Source organism: Streptomyces sp. NPDC051664 (assembly GCF_044453545.1).
Classification (GTDB): Bacteria; Actinomycetota; Actinomycetes; order Streptomycetales; family Streptomycetaceae; genus Streptomyces.
Genome location: NZ_JBITCU010000005.1, coordinates 221,912 through 236,982, shown reverse-complemented (window position 1 = coordinate 236,982; position 15,071 = coordinate 221,912). Strand labels below are relative to the sequence as shown.

Below are 15,071 nucleotides of genomic sequence, written 5' to 3'. Positions count from 1 at the left end.
CCTGAACGCCATCACATAGCACTTGTACGAGGAAATTTATCCGACCTATAGGCGAACGCCTTCCGACAGGTGGGCGCTCTGGTCCGCGGGCATCAGGGCGAGCAGCTCCTCCAGCTCGTCCTCGGCGCAGCGGGCCAGCCGCTCCAGGTCCGGGACCGCCTTGCCGTCGGCGACCAGACCGATGTGCACCCGGCCGCTGTACGTGGACAGGGCGACGGCCAGGGACTGGCCGCGGGCCAGCGGCGCCATCGGATAGACGGCCTGCAGCGGGCAGCCACCGAGCGAGAGCGCCGAGCGCGGCAGGGGCACACTGGTGACCAGTACGTCGAAGAGCATCCGGGCCGCGCTGCCCGCCAGCGGGGCGCCGAAGCGGTGTGCCAGCGAAGGCAGTTGATCGGCGAGTACGGCGACCGCACCCGCGCCCCGCAGCGGTCCGGCCGCCTTGTTGCGGTCCATGGCCGTACGGACTGCGCGCAGCCGGTTCCACGGGTCGGCCTCGGAGACGGGGAGGCCCAGCAGATAGGCGGACAGCCGGTTCCCGGTGGCGGCGGTGGCACCGGGCCTGCGCCGGGAGACGGGGACGAGGGCGCGTGGGTCGGCGTCGGGCAGCTGGTCGCCGCGCTCCAGCATCCAGCGGCGGAGCGCCCCGGCGACGACGCCGAGCAGCACGTCATTGGTGGTGCCGCCGACGATCCGGCGGATCCGGCGGACGGCCTCGGCGTCCAGGTCGGTGGTGGCCAGTCGCCGGGTGCCGCTGGAGGTCGCGGTAAGTGCGGGGGCGCCGCGCAGATCGAGGCGGCTGGCCCGTACGACGGAAGCGCCGACACCGAACGCCCGGCCGAGATCCTCGATCCGGCCCAGCGCGAAGCCGACCACCTGGCGTGGCCCGGGCATCCAGGAGCGGGGCGGGACCGGGCGCGCCAGGCGGGTGCTCGCGCCGCCGCGGGCGCGGGCCCCGACGGAGGCGATCTCGTCGAAGATCCCGGCGCCGATGGCGACCGCGCGCATTCCGTCGGCGAGGGCGTGATGCAGTTTCACGAGCACGGCGAAGGGGCCGTCGTCGGCGCCGCTGATGACGTACATCTGCCAGGGCGGCAGCCCGCGTTCGAGAGGCTGCTCCATCAGCTCACCGGCGAGCCGGGTGGCCCCTGCCATGAACCCGCCGCCCGCCGGATCCACCTCGTCCTGGGGCAGCCGCACTCGCTTGACGTGCCGGTACACGTCGAAGTCCTTGTCGACGGACCAGGCGGCGCCGCCGACCGGCAGCAGGACGTCCCGTACACGCATCCGCAGCCGGGGGATCGCAGCCGCGCGGGTGCCGAGCAGCCGCAGTACCGCCTCCGCATCGACGGCGGGCGCGGGAGCGGGGGGCGGCGAGAAGACGGCGAGCGCTCCGAGGTGCATCGGGTGCGCATCGGATTCGAGGTGCCAGAACGCCAGATCGAGAGGTGCCAGTAGCTCAGTGCCCAACGGGTCCTCATGTCATCGAAGACAAAGATTGCCGGAGTCAACGACTGCCGCAGTCGCAGTCAATCCCCCTCGATCGGTTACGGTCAAGTACAGACATGTTACGTTCTGTTACTGTCTGGTAGTGTCGCCCGCTCCCTCCACCGGCTCAGCCCCTCCGCCCGACCCGTCATTCGCGCTCCGGAATGATGAATTCGCACCAGACACACTTGCCGGTGCCGCGGGACTCCACACCCCACGTGTCGGCCAGCCGGTCCACCAGCATCAGGCCTCGTCCGGACACCCCGGTCTCGCCCGCGTCCCGGCGTCGCGGCAGTGCGCTCGACCGGTCCTCGACATCGACCCGCAGGCGCCGCATGGGGCCGGTGAGCACCCGAATGGTGACGATCGCCCCGCCGTCGGTGTGCGTCAGCGCATTGGTGATCAGCTCGTCGGCGGCCAGCTCGACCTCGTCCGCCCGTTCCTTCGCGCCCCAGGCCCGTACCGCGGCCCGGATCATGTGCCGGGACGAGATCAGCGCCTCCGGGTCGTTCTGGGGCACATTCTGCTGGAGCCGGCCGCCCGGCCGGGGCGCGTGCGCGGCCCTGCGGCGCAGCAGCAGCACCGCCACATCGTCCTCACCGCCGCACTCGTCGACCTCCTCGCAGAGCTGGTCGGCCAGCTGCTCGAGGTCCTGAGGACCGTTGCGGATCATGGCGGCCAGCAGCTGCATCCCCTCGTCGAGATCGACGCCGGGCAGCTCCACCAGGCCGTCGGTGTACAGCACCATCGTCTGACCCGGGTCCAGCTCCATCGTGCTGACCGGGTACTCGAGCCCTCCGAACTCGGCTGAAAGGCCCAGCGGCAGCCCGCCCTCGACGGGCATCCGGCGACAGCTCCCGTCTGCGTCCCGGACCAGCGGATCGATATGACCGGCCCGGACCAGCTGTATGACCCCGGTGGTCAGGTCGACCTCGGCGTACGTGCACGTCGCGAAGCGTTCGGTGTCGAGTTCGTGGAGGAACGCGGAGGCCCGCGCCATGACCGTGGCCGGGCTGTGCCCCTCCGCCGCGTACGCGCGGAGCACGATGCGCAGTTGTCCCATGACGGCCGCCGCATGTGTGTCATGGCCCTGTACGTCCCCGATGACGGCGCCGACGCGGCCGCCGGGCAGCGGAATGACGTCGTACCAGTCGCCCCCGATGTCCTGCCCCTGCCGGGCCGAGCGGTACCGCACGGCGATCTGCGCGCCCGGCACCTCGGGGATCCGGCGGGGCAGCATGGCCTGCTGGAGCCCCTCGGCGAGGTCGTGCTCCTGCTCGTACAGCATGGCCCGCTGGAGGCTCTGGGCGATGGAGCTGCCGAGCGCGACCAGCAGATTGCGTTCGTCGCCCTCGAAGCCGTCCTTGTCGCTGTAGAGGAGTCCGAGTGCACCGATGGGCCGGGCCTGGGCGATCAGCGGCAGATAGGCGGCGGAGGTGATGCCGAGACCGCTGATGTGCGGCCACAGGATCGGGTACGAGATGGCGAAGTCCTCGGCGGACACGATGAAACGAGGCCTGAGCGTACGGATCACTTCGCTCATCGGGTACGGCTCGTCCGTACGGGTGAAACGGGTGCCCGGCACGAAGGACCCCGCAGGGCCGTCCGCGACGAGGTGGATGCGCCCGGCTTCGACCAGCCCCACGACGAGACTGGTGGCACCGAGGTGGGCGAGGCCCTGCGAGTTCTTCAGGACGTCGATGACGTCCTGGACGGTACGGGCATGGGCCAGGGCGGCCGTGGTGGTCTCGACCAGGCTGGTGCGGCGGCGCCGCTCCTCGTCCAGCTCCCGCCGGGCGGTGGAGTCGGCCAGCTCCTGGGTGGCGTCCCGGACGATGCCGATGATGCGGTGGGGGCGGCCGGCCTCGTCGCGACGGATGAAGCCCTGGGTGTGGGTCCAGCGCAGCGTGCCGTCACGCCGGAGTATGCGGAAGTAGGCACCGTAGTTGGCCTGCCCGCACTTGAGGGCCTGGGACACCATGGCATCGAGCCGTGCGGCCTCGTCGGTCGGCACCCGAGGACCGAGGCTCTCCGGCCGGCCGTCGTATTCGTCGACGCGCAGGTCGAACACGTCGAGTGCGGGCCGGTCCATATGCATGAGGCCACTGTCGAGGTCCCAGTCGAAGCTGCCCATACGGTTCAGGGCGAGGCTGAGATCCGGGTGGGCGGGCCAGCCGTCCGGGAGTGACAGGGCACCCGCAACCCGATCATCCATGCGGGTCACTCTGCCATCAATTGTCCGATTCTTCGAATGATCCCGGTCGCCGGACGCCAGGGGGCCCGGTCGCCGGGCCCCCTCCGCCGCACCGCTGTCCCGCCGAATTCAGCGCCCCTGGAGCGCCTTGACGTTGTCCCCGAACGTCCACCCTTTCGACCCGTCCCAGTTGAGCGACCAGTCCATCAGGCCCTTCAGCCCGCCGCCGTAGGTGTTCCAGGCCTGTGAGACCAGGTTCGGCGCCATGTAGCCGCCTCCGGCGCCGGGCTGCGCCGGCAAACCCGGGACCTGTTTGTCGTACGGAACCTTGACCGTGGTGCCCTGGATGGTCAGGCCGTTGTTCAGACAGTCGGTCTGCACGGTGAACCCCTGGACGGTTCCGGCGGAGTACGAGTCGCCGGAGCAGCCGTACATGCTGCCGTTGTAGTACTGCATGTTCAGCCACCAGAGCCGGCCGTTGTCCGCGTACTTCTTCACGATGGGCAGGTACGCGCCCCAGATGGAGCCGTACGCCACGCTGCCCCCGGTGACGTACGCCGTCTCGGGCGCCATCGTCAGGCCGAAGTTGGCGGGCATCCGGGCGAGTACACCGTCGATGATGCGGATGAGATTGGCCTGCGACGTGGACAGCTGATTGATGTTGCCGCTGCCGGTGAGGCCGGTCTCGATGTCGATGTCGATGCCGTCGAAGTTGTATGTCTGCAGGATCGGCACCACGGTGTCGACGAAGCGGTCGGCGACGGCGCTGGAGCTGAGGTCGATCCCGGCCGTGGCACCGCCGATGGACAGCAGGGTGGTCAGACCCGACGCCTTGGCCTGGCACATCTCGGCAGGGGTCGGGACCTTCACGGTCGAGTCCATCCCGTCCTCCCACAGGACGGTGCCGTCGGAGCGGATGACCGGGAAGGCCGCGTTGATCACGTTGTACCCGTGGGCGGTGATGCTGGAGTCCGTGATCGGGATCCACCCGAGCGGCGGGTGTACACCGTTCGCCGCACCGTCCCAGTTCTCCCAGTAACCCTGGAGCACCTTGCCCGCGGGCTTCGACTTCACCGCGCAGGTCTCGTCCTGCGCCGCGCTCGGGGTCGCGGCGACGAGCGTCTGCACGAGACACACGGCCGCCAGGCCGATCCCGAGCAGACGCGATGTCCGTCCGAACATGCGGATTCCCTTCTGTCATGGCCGGCCGCCCACCGCACCGTCGGAATGGCTGTCATCATGCACCTGACAATGCACACGCTAAAATGGTCCAGACCTTCCGTCAATGGGCCTGTACCCACGACAGGCAAGGCCGCCGAGCGGGCCGCTCGGCGCGGGAGGCTCCACGAGCCGGGCGCGGCACGGCCCCTGCCGCGCCCGAGCGGCGGCGCGGAAGAGCGCATATCGTTCTCTAGAGGTGGTGTGCCGGTGCGGCTGCAGTCCACGTGCACAGCGCCCCGGAATCCGTGGCGGACGGAGGACGGAATGTCAACGGCCAAGAATCTGCTGGACGCGCTCCCACCCGAAGGGCGCGCGCGACTGCTCGACCAGGCGGCCCACGTGGTGTCATTGCCCGTCGGCACCCGGATCTTCGAAGAGGGCCGAAAGGCCGACCGTTTCTGGATCATCCGGTCCGGCCAGGTCGAACTCGACCTCCATGTGCCCGGCCGTCGCGCCGCGGTGATCGAGACGCTGGGCCGAGACGAACTGCTGGGCTGGTCCTGGCTGTTCCCGCCACGCATTTGGCATCTCGGCGCCGCCGCGATCTACCCGGTGGAAGCCGTGGAGTTCGATGCCGCGGCCGTTTGCGCGCTGTGCGACGACGACGCCGAGCTGGGCCGCGCGCTGTACAAGTACGTCGCGGAGACCGTGGCGGCACGGCTGCGCGGGACCCGGACCCGGCTGCTCGCCCTGTATGGTCCGCAGTCCGGCAACCTGGCGGATACGGCCCATGAAGCGGACATCGGCCAGGACCTCGCGGACATCTGACGCGCCGCGCACGGTCGCACACCACCCGCCGTTCCACCATCCCCTGTTGAACCGGCAACACATCCCCGACACCCCTCCTTGAACACGTTCAAGAAAAGCTCTAGAGTCGGCGCGGGCAACTACTTGAACACGTTCAAGACAGGGGGTGTGTCATGTCCGCACTGGTCGACCTGATCGTGATGCTGGGCATGCTGGTCGTCGTACCGGCCGGGCTGCGGCTGACCGGGGCACCCGAGCTCGACCGGATCCGCCGACTGTGGCCGCTCTTCGCCGTCCCTGGAGCCGTAGCCCTCTGGCTGCCGCGCGGCGGACCCGCCACGGTCCTCGCCGGCTGCTACGCCCTCGGGGCCGTACTCCTCGCCCTGCATGCGCCGCCCCGTCTGCTCCGCACGGTCCGGGCTTCCGCCGCTCACCGCACCGCCGAGATCGCGCTGTTCACCGCCCTGGTCACCCCTTCGGTCGCCGCCACGGCGCTGGTCGCCGAACGCTCCGGGCATACCCTCTTCGGCTTCGGGCTCGGCATTCTCGCGCTGACCGTGCCGCACTTCCACTTCGCCGGGTTCGCCGCCGCACTGATCGCCGGACTCGTCTGCCGGGTCGCGGACGGCCCGGCCGGCCGGTTCGCCGCGTCGAGCGTGCCGTTGGGCACCCTGCTCGTGCTCATCGGATACTTCATCGGCGACTGGGCCGAGCTGGCCGGGGCAGTCGTGCTGACGGCCGGGATGTGGACCGTCGCCCTGCTGACCTGGCGCACGATTCGCGGCAGCGGCCGGGACCGGACCACCCGCATGCTGTTCGCCGTCTCGTCCGCCGTGCTCGTGGTGACCATGGTGCTCGCGCTGAGCTGGGCGCTCGGCGAGGCGACCGGGCTGCCCCACCCCACGCTGACCTGGATGGCCGCGACCCACGGTCTCGGTAACGCACTGGGGTTCGCGCTCTGCTCGGTGCTCGCCTGGCGACGGCTCCAGGACCGTCCCGAGCAGGCCCCGCCCGACCGTCCTCGGTCCGAGCGGCCCCCTGCCGACCCGGCCCTCACCACCTCGGTCCGCACGGACCCGCGCCTCACCGGCCCCGCCCTCACCGACCTCACCGACCTCGAAGACAGGACGTCATGAGCACCCTCACCTATCCCGAGGTCGGCGCCACCCGGCTCGGCCCGCTCCCCGACGGGTACCACCATCTCCACCACCGGGTCGCGGTGGGCCGCGGCCGCGCCGCCTTCGAGGTTGCGGGCGGCGCCGTCACCGACTGGCGCATGCATCGCACCTCCGGCGCCCGGGTTCGGGCGTCGACGGCTCGCGCCGAGGCCGGGACCACCGTACGGGTGTCGATCGGGGTCGGCCCGTTCCGGTTCACCGCGCCGTGCGAGGTGGTCTGGACGGCGTACGAGAAGGAGCGCATCGGCTTCGCCTACGGCACACGTCCGCAGCACCCCGAGTGCGGTGAGGAGTGCTTCGTGGTGGACCTGGCGGACGACGGCACCGTGTGGTTCACCGTGCTGGCGTTCTCCCGTCCGGTCTGTTGGTACGCCCGGCTCGCCGGGCCGCTCGTGCCGGTGGCCCAGCGAATCTACGCGCGCCGGCTCGGCACCGCACTGCGCCGGATCGTATCGGCGAGCTGAACCGGCTCGGTCGCTCCGCAGCGCCGATACTGGACGTGATGGAGTGGTTCACCGCAGATGGCTACTGGCTCAGCCGGCTGATCTTCCAGCGGGCTCTCGCCGGCATCTATCTGGTTGCCTTTCTCGCCGCCGCGCTCCAGTTCCGGGCGCTGATCGGCGAGCGCGGCATGCTCCCGGTGCCGGAGTTCCTGCGTCGTACGGACTGGCGGGACGCCCCCGGTCTCTTCCGCCTCCACTACTCCGACCGTTTCTTCGCCGTCGTCTGCTGGACGGGCTGCGCCGTCGCGGTCGCGCTGATCGCGGGGGTGGACTCGTACGTTCCGCTGTGGGCGGCGATCCTGCTCTGGCTGCTGCCCTGGGCGCTGTATCTGTCGATCGTCCAGGTCGGTCAGGTCTGGTACAGCTTCGGCTGGGAGTCGCTGCTCCTGGAGACCGGCTTCCTCGCCGTCTTTCTCGGCAACGCCGGTACGGCTCCGCCGGTCCTGGTGCTGTGGCTGCTCCGTTGGGTGCTGTTCCGGGTCGAGTTCGGCGCCGGACTGATCAAGATCCGTGGCGACGAGTGCTGGCGCCGGCTGACCTGTCTGGACTTCCACCATGAGACCCAGCCGATGCCGGGCCCGCTGAGCTGGTTCTTCCACCGGCTGCCGAAGCCGCTCCACCGGGTCGAGGTGGCGGCCAACCATGTCACCCAGCTCCTGGTCCCGGTGCTGCTGTTCGCCCCGCAGCCGGTGTCGAGTGCGGCCGCCGGGCTGATGATCGCCACCCAGCTGTGGCTGGTGCTGTCCGGGAACTTCGCCTGGCTGAACTGGGTGACCATCACCCTCGCCCTGTCCGCCGTCGACTGGTCCCTGGTGGCCACGCCGCCCGCACAGTCCGCGCCGCCGCTCTGGTACGAGGTGGTGGTCGTCGCCGTCACCGCGCTGGTCGTGGTGCTCAGCTACCGTCCGGCGCGCAACCTGATCTCCCGCCGCCAGGTGATGAACCGCTCCTTCGACCCACTGCATCTCGTCAATACCTACGGTGCGTTCGGCAGCATCAGCCGGGTCCGCCTGGAGATCGTGGTCGAGGGCACCGACGAGCAGCTGCTCCACCCGGGCACGGTCTGGCAGGAGTACGGCTTCCACGGCAAACCGGGTGATCCGCGCCGGCTGCCGCGCCAGTTCGCCCCGTACCATCTGCGGCTCGACTGGCTGATGTGGTTCGCGGCGCTGTCCCCCGCATACGCACAGTCCTGGTTCGGCCCGTTCGTGGAGCGGCTGCTGGAGAACGACCGGGACACGCTGCGGCTGCTGCGCCACAACCCGTTCCCCGACGTCCCGCCCGCACACGTTCGCGCCAGGGTGTACCACTACCGGTACACGACCTGGCGCGAACTGCGGGCCACGGGACACTGGTGGCACCGCACCTATGTGCGGGACTTCATCCGGCCCGTCTCACTCGGGCCCTCGTTCCTCAGCCCGACCAGGCGACCTTGAAGACCCAGGCGTGCTTCCCGGTCCTCCGGGCGCCCGCCGGTACGTCGATCACCAGCGAGCCGCCTGTGGTGCGCCAGTGGAGCGGCCGGTCGTACCCGAGCAGGGTGACCCGGTCGCCGCTGCGGATCGGCACCGGGGCCTCGACGGTGAGGGTCGCGCCGGGCTGCGCCAGCGAGTGGATGTAGAAGGCCTTGTCCGGCCGGACGGTGAACCGCAGGTCCTCGCCGAGCTGCGGCATCCGTGACCAGTACGTGGTCCCGTGGATGGCTTCGCCGTTGGTCTTGAGCCACTCCCCCGTCTCCCGCAGCCGGCGCTGCATGATCTCGGGGATCGTGCCGTCGGCCTTCGGTCCGATGTCGAGCAGGAAATTACCGTTCTTGGAGACGATGTCGACGAGCGAGTGCACGACCTCTTCGGTCGTCATGTACTTCTCGTCGGGTGTCTGGGCGTTGTAGCCGTACGAGAACGGGTCGAGACCCCGGCTGGACTCCCATTTCGCCGTGACGATCTGGTCGTACGTCGTGTATTCGGGCGTCGTGAAGTCGTATGTCCCGATCCCGGAGCGGTTGTTGACGGTGACATCGATGGGCCGTGCCCGGTTCTTGGCGTGGTTGAAGTACTCGGACAGCACCCGGTGACTGTCGTTGTCGCCGCCGATGTCGCACCAGAGGATCTCGGGGTCGTACCCGTGGACCAGCTCCAGCATCTGCGGGCCCTGGAACTCGGTGACGTAGTCCTTGCCCGCTGTGTATCCGGTGTACGGGACAGGCTCCAGGGTGTACGGGTTGCGCGGGGCGTGGCCCATCCAAGGGCGGTCCGGGTTGAACCACTCGGGCATCGAGAAGTACAGCCCTCGATGCAGTTCCGGGGTGTAGCGGCGCGAGGCGTCGAAGAGCTCCTTGACCAGGTCGCGCCCCGGCCCCATCTTCACCGCGTTGCGGTCGGAGAGCTTGGTGTCCCAGAGCGCGAATCCCTCGTGGTGCTTGGAGGTGAGGACGTGGTACTGCGCGCCCGCGTCCCGGAACAGCTCCACCCAGGACCGGGGGTCGAAACGCTCGGCGCGGAACTGCGGGATGAAGTCGTCGTAGTTGAAGGACTCGCCGTACGTGTCGCGGTGGTGGGCGTACGTCGGGTTGTTGGGGTCCTGCATCTGGTTCCAGTACCACTCGGCGTACTGCGTACCCACCGGCGCCCAGGCGGGTACCGAGTAGACCCCCCAGTGGATGAAGATGCCGAACTTCGCCTCCTGGAACCAGTACGGCGCCTGGTGGGTGGAGAGGGAGGTGTCGGTGGGCCGGTAGTCGGGGACGCCGAGGGTGAGCGAGCGGCGGACGGTGGCCGCCTGCTGTCCGCGGCCGCGCGCGACAACGTTGCCGTCCTGGGCGGTGCCGGGTGCGGTTCCCGGCCTGCTGCGGATGCCGATCCGGACGCGGGCCTGGTCGCCGGGGGCGAGCCGGGTGATGCGGGCGGGTTCGACGGTACGGGCTCCGGGGACGTCCACGGAGAGGCTGAGGCCGTCGGTGGCGAGGACGGCGACGGTGCCCGCGTTGACGACGGTGGCCTCGACGCTCTGCGCGCCGGAGTCCAGCAGCGAGGTGGTGGAGTGCGCGTCCCGCAGGGACAGTGCCCGCCCCTCGGCGGCCGGCTGGAGCGACAGCGCGAAGATGTGCAGGGACGAGCTGTTGGCCTCGGCGGGCCGAGTGGTGGGCAGGGTCAGCGCGACGGCTTCCCTGGTCGGGTCGAGCGCGATCTCGGTGACGGCGATGGAGACCTGGTGGGCGTCCCTGTCGCCGTCGGGGCTGTAGCGGTACGCGGCGGTCAGCGCGCCGCTGCCGGAATACCAGTCGGGGCCGCCGAGGGCGGGGGTCGATGTGGTGCCGTCCGCGTAGTGGACGGTGGCCCGGCCGGAGGCGGCGCCGTAGCTGCATGCGGTGAGGAAGAGCCCGGAGAGGTAGCGGCCGGGCGGCAAGTCGATGCGCTGGCCGAGGGCGACGATGTTGTTCTTGGCACCGGCGCCGGAGGCGGGGAAGAGGAACGTGGTGCCGTCGATCTCTCTTTCTCCGGCGGGGAGCTCCTCACCGGGGAAGGTGTAGCCGGAGCCGTCGAAGTTGCCGCCACGGGCCTCGGCGGTATCGATGCCGTCGTTGTCGAACCAGTTGTCCAGGGGCACGGGGACGGCGGCGGGGACGGTGCCCCAGTCGCCGGCGTGGGCGTCCGGCCCTAGGAGTGCGGCTGCGGTTCGTGGGGCCGCATCGGCGGTGGCGGGGGTGAGCAGGGCGGCGCCGACTGCCGCCCCTGCCGTCATTCCGAGTACATGGCGTCTGGGAAGTTCGGTCATGACGTCCGATGATTGGAGCGTGGCGGGGACCTGTCAATGAAATTTTCCAGACAGAACGAAACTTCTTCCCCACAACCATCGGATGACTGGATGGACCTACGGTCGGGCCGGCCGGCCCGACCGGTTCTGCCGAGTTGCCGGACCACATGCCGAAGCCCCGGCTCTCCGTGGTGGCGGAGGGCCGGGGCTTCCGAGCTGACGGACCGGGGCGAGTGATCGGGCCGCGTGGGTCGGGCCGGAAGATCAGTCGATGCCCGGCAGGATGTGCGGCTCGGCGAGGTCGTCCTCGTAGCCGGCCAGCCGGATCGGTGCGGACCTGGCCCAGACTTCGATGTTCCGGAGCTTCTCGGGCCGCTTGGCCCGCTCTCCGTTTCGCTCCGCCGGTCGCTTCTCGTGCTTCGTCAGTTCTGGTGTCACCGCGCACTCCTTAGTGTCACGTCACCCCGGGCGGCGCCGAGCCTCCGGCCTCAGTAACCGGAAATCGACTGCCCATGAGGGGCAGGGGAAGGAACAGTTCGGTCGCGGTGGCGCCGGGTGTGGATCGGGGACGGCGGCCTGGTTACAGACCTGTCCCAGGACGGCCGAGGAGGTTTTGTGGATCCCTTGGTGGCGTCCGTGCACATCAGACTAACCAAATGAGCGCGTCCGCGCTCGATGGAATGCGTGCTGTGGCTCACTTTCGGACATCTGGGCGATCTACCAGCCTGCGGGCGCGTAGTCCTTGAGGAAGCAGCCGAACAGGTCTTCGCCCTCTTCACCTCGCACGATCGGGTCGTAGACCCGGGCGGCGCCGTCGACCAGATCCAGCGGGGCGTGGAAGCCCTCCTCGGCCAGGCGGATCTTGTCGGGGTGCGGACGCTCGTCGGTGATCCAGCCGGTGTCTACGGCGGTCATCAGGATGCCGTCCTTCTCGAACATCTCCTGGGCGCTGGTGCGGGTGAGCATGTTCAGCGCAGCCTTGGCCATATTGGTGTGCGGGTGGCCCGCGCCCTTGTAACCCCGGCTGAACACGCCCTCCATCGCCGAGACGTTGACCACGTAGGCCCGCTTGGCGGCCGTCGCGGCCATCGCCGGGCGGAGCCGGCTGATCAGGATGAACGGCGCGGTGGAGTTGCAGAGCTGGACCTCGAGCAGCTCGATCGGTTCGACCTCTTCGACCGTCTGGATCCAACTGTTGGTGTGATGCAGGTCGGGTACGAGACCGCCCGCGTCGATCGCGGTGCCGGCGGCGATCCGTTCCAGCGACGCGGAGCCGGTGACCAGGGCGAGCTCGGTGACGTCCTGCGCGGTCAGGCCCTCCTTGCGGGCGGCGGGCAGTGCCGCGACGCGGTCGACCGAACCGCTCCCGAAGGTGCCGATGATCTCGGCGGCGGGGAGCTCGCCCGCGGGCAGCGGGGCGGATTCGGCACTCACCAGTTCGCTGTACGCCTGCGGGGAGCGGCGCACCGTCTGGGCGGCGTTGTTGATCAGGATGTCCAGCGGACCGTCGGCGGCCACCGAGTCGGCGAGCGCGACGACCTGGGCGGGGTCGCGCAGATCGATGCCCACGATCTTCAGCCGGTGGATCCACTCGGCGCTGTCCGGCATCGCTTTGAAGCGGCGGATCGCGTCGTTGGGGAAGCGGGTGGTGATCGTGGTGTGCGCGCCGTCGCGCAGCAGCCGCAGCGCGATGTACATGCCGATCTTGGCTCGGCCGCCGGTGAGGAGCGCCCGGCGCCCGGTGAGGTCGGTGCGCGCGTCGCGGCGGGACCGGTTCTCCTGGGCGCACTGCGGGCAGAGCTGGTGGTAGAACGCGTCGACCTCGACGTACCGGGTCTTGCAGATGTAGCAGGACCGGGGCCGCTGAAGTATCCCGGCGATCTCGGCACCGGCCGAGGAGGACGGCAGGACGCCCTGGGTCTCGTCGTCGATGCGTTCGGCCGACCCGGTGGCTGTGGCTTCGGTGACGGCCTTGTCGTGCGCGGTCTTGGCTGCCCGGCGCTCCTGGCGGCGGCGCTGCTTCACCGTCCGGTAGACACCGGCGGTGGCGCGGCGCACAGCGACGGCGTCCGGGTGGTCGACCTCGATGGAGTCGAGTTCGTCGAGCACGCTCAGGCAGACGGCCAGCCGCTCGGGGTCGATACCGGCACCGAACTCCTCGATACCGGGAGCGAGCTCTTGGCTGTCCTCTGTCACCGTCATTGCCGTTCCTCTGTCAGTCATGCCGCCGGGATCTCTCGGCGGCCCCGGGCGCACTGCCGCCGTGGGCTCACGAGGACCGACATCCACGGTGTTGAGGCCCGGCTGCGGGCTTGCGCGAAGCCGCCGCACTTCGGGCCGAATGCCCCGCTCAAGTCTGCCATGTCCGCCGCGCTGCTCCATCCGGGTACGCGGAGCGGAACGGCGGGACGTGTGAGGGGCGCCATGGACCGGGGCGACCGGTGAAGCCACTGGGGGCCCTGCGCGGACAGGGTCTCGTCCGTGGGCGCCCGTCAGAACCGGTCCGAGGGACACCGCCGGACGAGACGAAACACACATAATGGGACACAGTGCACGCTGTGACCGGACCGGCGAAAAAAATTCGGATCCTCGCGCATTACTCAGGGGAGGCGGGGCAGACGCGGCTCGATGTATCCAACGAACAGGGAGGGCGACGACATGGCGACCGCGTCGGAGCAGATCAGCGGAGCAGGAACACTGCACCAGCAGACCGGTGCTCTCACCGACGGCGGAGATGTCAGGGATGCTGAACTCCCGTGGATCGAGGACACCGGAAAGGTCGCCCCGAAGGACGCGCGCCAGCTTTCCAAGCTGTTCCTCGACAAGCTTCAGGTGCTCGAAGAGGGCACGCACGACTACCAGTACGCGCGCAACACCCTCATCGAGATGAATCTCTCGCTGGTGCGCTTCGCCGCGTCGCGGTTCCGCAACCGGGCCGGTGACGACACCGAGGACATCATGCAGGTCGGCACGATCGGCCTGATCAAGGCGATCGACCGGTTCGACCTCTCCCGTGACGTGGAGTTCGCCACCTTCGCCGTGCCGTACATCGTCGGCGAGATCAAGCGGTTCTTCCGTGACACCACCTGGTCGGTGCATGTGCCGCGCCGACTCCAGGAGCTGCGTGTCGACCTCGCGAAGGCGAAGGAGCAGCTCTCGGCCGAGCTGGACCGCGACCCCACCGTCAGGGAGCTGGCAGCCCATCTCGACCTTCCGGAGGAGGAGGTCATCGAGGGGCTCGTCGCCGCCAACGGGTACTCCGCCGGTTCCCTGGACACCCCCTCGGCCGACACGGAGTCGAGCAAGGACCAGCGGTCGTACGCCGAACTCCTCGGTGAGACCGACCCCGGCATGGAGACGGTCGAGAATCTCCACGCGCTGGCTCCGCTGCTGGAGAAGCTGGACGACCGCGAGCGGCGGATCGTGCAGATGCGGTTCGGGCAGGAGATGACACAGTCCCAGATCGGTGCCGAGCTCGGCGTCTCGCAGATGCACGTCTCGCGGTTGCTGGCACGGATCGTCCAGCGGCTGCGCGCGGGGATGTCCGTGGAGGCCTGACCGCGGTACGGAGCGCGAAGGCGTACCCCCATCGATCGCTCCGCGCTCGAACAGACCGTGCATCGCCTGCGTGATGCCGCGGCAGCCGGAGACGGCGCCCGCGCGGTCCTGGAGCCGGCAGCGGTCCCGGCCGTCCGCGCGGGAGCGGAGGCCGGGACGGTGGCGGAACCCGCCGGGCTCGTTCCGTACGATCTGCTGCGCATGGAGACGACGTAGGGCGGCATCCCACCGAGCTGAGCCACCCGAACGGGCGGCGCGATGCCGCCCGTTCCGGTGGGGCGATCCCCGGCACGCCGTGCCCGCCCGCCTCGGGCATCCCCGTCGCACGAAGACCGTACCGAGGCGTTTCGTCCACGCCCGGCGGCACGGCGACAGCGCTCCTTCGCATATGCTGCGGGGCGCCCGGGAACTACCTGCGCCGACCGTACG

At 69.7% G+C, this 15,071-nt stretch carries 12 protein-coding genes; 6 read left to right on the top strand and 6 right to left on the bottom strand.

Annotated elements, in window-relative coordinates; all coding sequences use genetic code 11:
- Positions 1-45: 45 nt before the first annotated feature.
- From ACIA8E_RS12385 to ACIA8E_RS12375, 3 genes are all read right to left on the bottom strand, one after another.
- Positions 46-1,470: a wax ester/triacylglycerol synthase family O-acyltransferase gene (locus ACIA8E_RS12385; protein ID WP_399297176.1), complete on the bottom strand. Its 1,425-nt coding sequence runs from the start codon at positions 1,468-1,470 to the stop codon at positions 46-48.
- A gap of 166 nt (positions 1,471-1,636) precedes the next feature.
- Positions 1,637-3,703, bottom strand: a complete 2,067-nt coding sequence (locus ACIA8E_RS12380) for a SpoIIE family protein phosphatase (protein ID WP_399297174.1) — start codon at positions 3,701-3,703, stop codon at positions 1,637-1,639.
- Between the two features lie 108 nt (positions 3,704-3,811).
- Positions 3,812-4,864, bottom strand: a complete 1,053-nt coding sequence (locus tag ACIA8E_RS12375; protein ID WP_399297172.1) for a chitinase — start codon at positions 4,862-4,864, stop codon at positions 3,812-3,814.
- A 303-nt stretch (positions 4,865-5,167) separates the two neighbouring features.
- On the opposite strand from ACIA8E_RS12375, the gene ACIA8E_RS12370 reads away from it, so the two are divergent.
- From ACIA8E_RS12370 to ACIA8E_RS12355, 4 genes are all read left to right on the top strand, one after another.
- On the top strand, positions 5,168-5,671 hold the full coding sequence (locus ACIA8E_RS12370) for a cyclic nucleotide-binding domain-containing protein (RefSeq protein WP_399297170.1): 504 nt from the start codon (positions 5,168-5,170) through the stop codon (positions 5,669-5,671).
- A 152-nt stretch (positions 5,672-5,823) separates the two neighbouring features.
- On the top strand, positions 5,824-6,786 hold the full coding sequence (locus ACIA8E_RS12365) for a YndJ family protein (protein WP_399297168.1): 963 nt from the start codon (positions 5,824-5,826) through the stop codon (positions 6,784-6,786).
- The gene (locus tag ACIA8E_RS12360) at positions 6,783-7,292 is read left to right on the top strand and encodes a DUF1990 family protein (protein ID WP_399297166.1); all 510 of its coding nucleotides are present in this window, start codon (positions 6,783-6,785) and stop codon (positions 7,290-7,292) included. The genes ACIA8E_RS12365 and ACIA8E_RS12360 overlap by 4 nt, the downstream gene beginning before the upstream one ends.
- A 38-nt stretch (positions 7,293-7,330) precedes the next feature.
- Positions 7,331-8,767: a lipase maturation factor family protein gene (locus tag ACIA8E_RS12355; RefSeq protein ID WP_399297164.1), complete on the top strand. Its 1,437-nt coding sequence runs from the start codon at positions 7,331-7,333 to the stop codon at positions 8,765-8,767.
- Here ACIA8E_RS12355 and ACIA8E_RS12350 read toward each other — a convergent pair.
- The 3 genes from ACIA8E_RS12350 to ACIA8E_RS12340 all read right to left on the bottom strand — a co-directional run bounded on the left by ACIA8E_RS12350 (position 8,745) and on the right by ACIA8E_RS12340 (position 13,286).
- The gene (locus tag ACIA8E_RS12350; protein ID WP_399297162.1) at positions 8,745-11,105 is read right to left on the bottom strand and encodes an alpha-L-fucosidase; all 2,361 of its coding nucleotides are present in this window, start codon (positions 11,103-11,105) and stop codon (positions 8,745-8,747) included. The genes ACIA8E_RS12355 and ACIA8E_RS12350 overlap by 23 nt on opposite strands.
- A 243-nt stretch (positions 11,106-11,348) precedes the next feature.
- Complete coding sequence (locus tag ACIA8E_RS12345) at positions 11,349-11,522, bottom strand: hypothetical protein (protein ID WP_399297160.1); 174 nt, start codon at positions 11,520-11,522, stop codon at positions 11,349-11,351.
- Positions 11,523-11,801: 279 nt separating this feature from the next.
- Positions 11,802-13,286: an SDR family NAD(P)-dependent oxidoreductase gene (locus tag ACIA8E_RS12340; protein WP_399297158.1), complete on the bottom strand. Its 1,485-nt coding sequence runs from the start codon at positions 13,284-13,286 to the stop codon at positions 11,802-11,804.
- 456 nt (positions 13,287-13,742) lie between these two features.
- Here ACIA8E_RS12340 and ACIA8E_RS12335 point away from each other — a divergent pair, with 456 nt between their 5' ends.
- A complete protein-coding gene (locus ACIA8E_RS12335; RefSeq protein WP_399297156.1) occupies positions 13,743-14,642 on the top strand; it encodes an RNA polymerase sigma factor SigF in 900 nt (299 codons plus the stop codon).
- A 57-nt stretch (positions 14,643-14,699) separates the two neighbouring features.
- Positions 14,700-14,858: a hypothetical protein gene (locus ACIA8E_RS12330; protein WP_399297155.1), complete on the top strand. Its 159-nt coding sequence runs from the start codon at positions 14,700-14,702 to the stop codon at positions 14,856-14,858.
- Positions 14,859-15,071: the final 213 nt, after the last annotated feature.

Bases quoted from the DNA above. Each gene is read 5' to 3' on its own strand.
- ACIA8E_RS12380 (WP_399297174.1), bottom strand. From the start codon at position 3,703: ATGGATGATCGGGTTGCGGGTGCCCTGTCACTCCCGGACGGCTGGCCC.
- ACIA8E_RS12375 (WP_399297172.1), bottom strand. From the start codon at position 4,864: ATGTTCGGACGGACATCGCGTCTGCTCGGGATCGGCCTGGCGGCCGTG.
- ACIA8E_RS12370 (WP_399297170.1), top strand. From the start codon at position 5,168: ATGTCAACGGCCAAGAATCTGCTGGACGCGCTCCCACCCGAAGGGCGC.
- ACIA8E_RS12365 (WP_399297168.1), top strand. From the start codon at position 5,824: ATGTCCGCACTGGTCGACCTGATCGTGATGCTGGGCATGCTGGTCGTC.
- ACIA8E_RS12360 (WP_399297166.1), top strand. From the start codon at position 6,783: ATGAGCACCCTCACCTATCCCGAGGTCGGCGCCACCCGGCTCGGCCCG.
- ACIA8E_RS12355 (WP_399297164.1), top strand. From the start codon at position 7,331: ATGGAGTGGTTCACCGCAGATGGCTACTGGCTCAGCCGGCTGATCTTC.
- ACIA8E_RS12350 (WP_399297162.1), bottom strand. From the start codon at position 11,105: ATGACCGAACTTCCCAGACGCCATGTACTCGGAATGACGGCAGGGGCG.
- ACIA8E_RS12340 (WP_399297158.1), bottom strand. From the start codon at position 13,286: ATGACGGTGACAGAGGACAGCCAAGAGCTCGCTCCCGGTATCGAGGAG.
- ACIA8E_RS12335 (WP_399297156.1), top strand. From the start codon at position 13,743: ATGGCGACCGCGTCGGAGCAGATCAGCGGAGCAGGAACACTGCACCAG.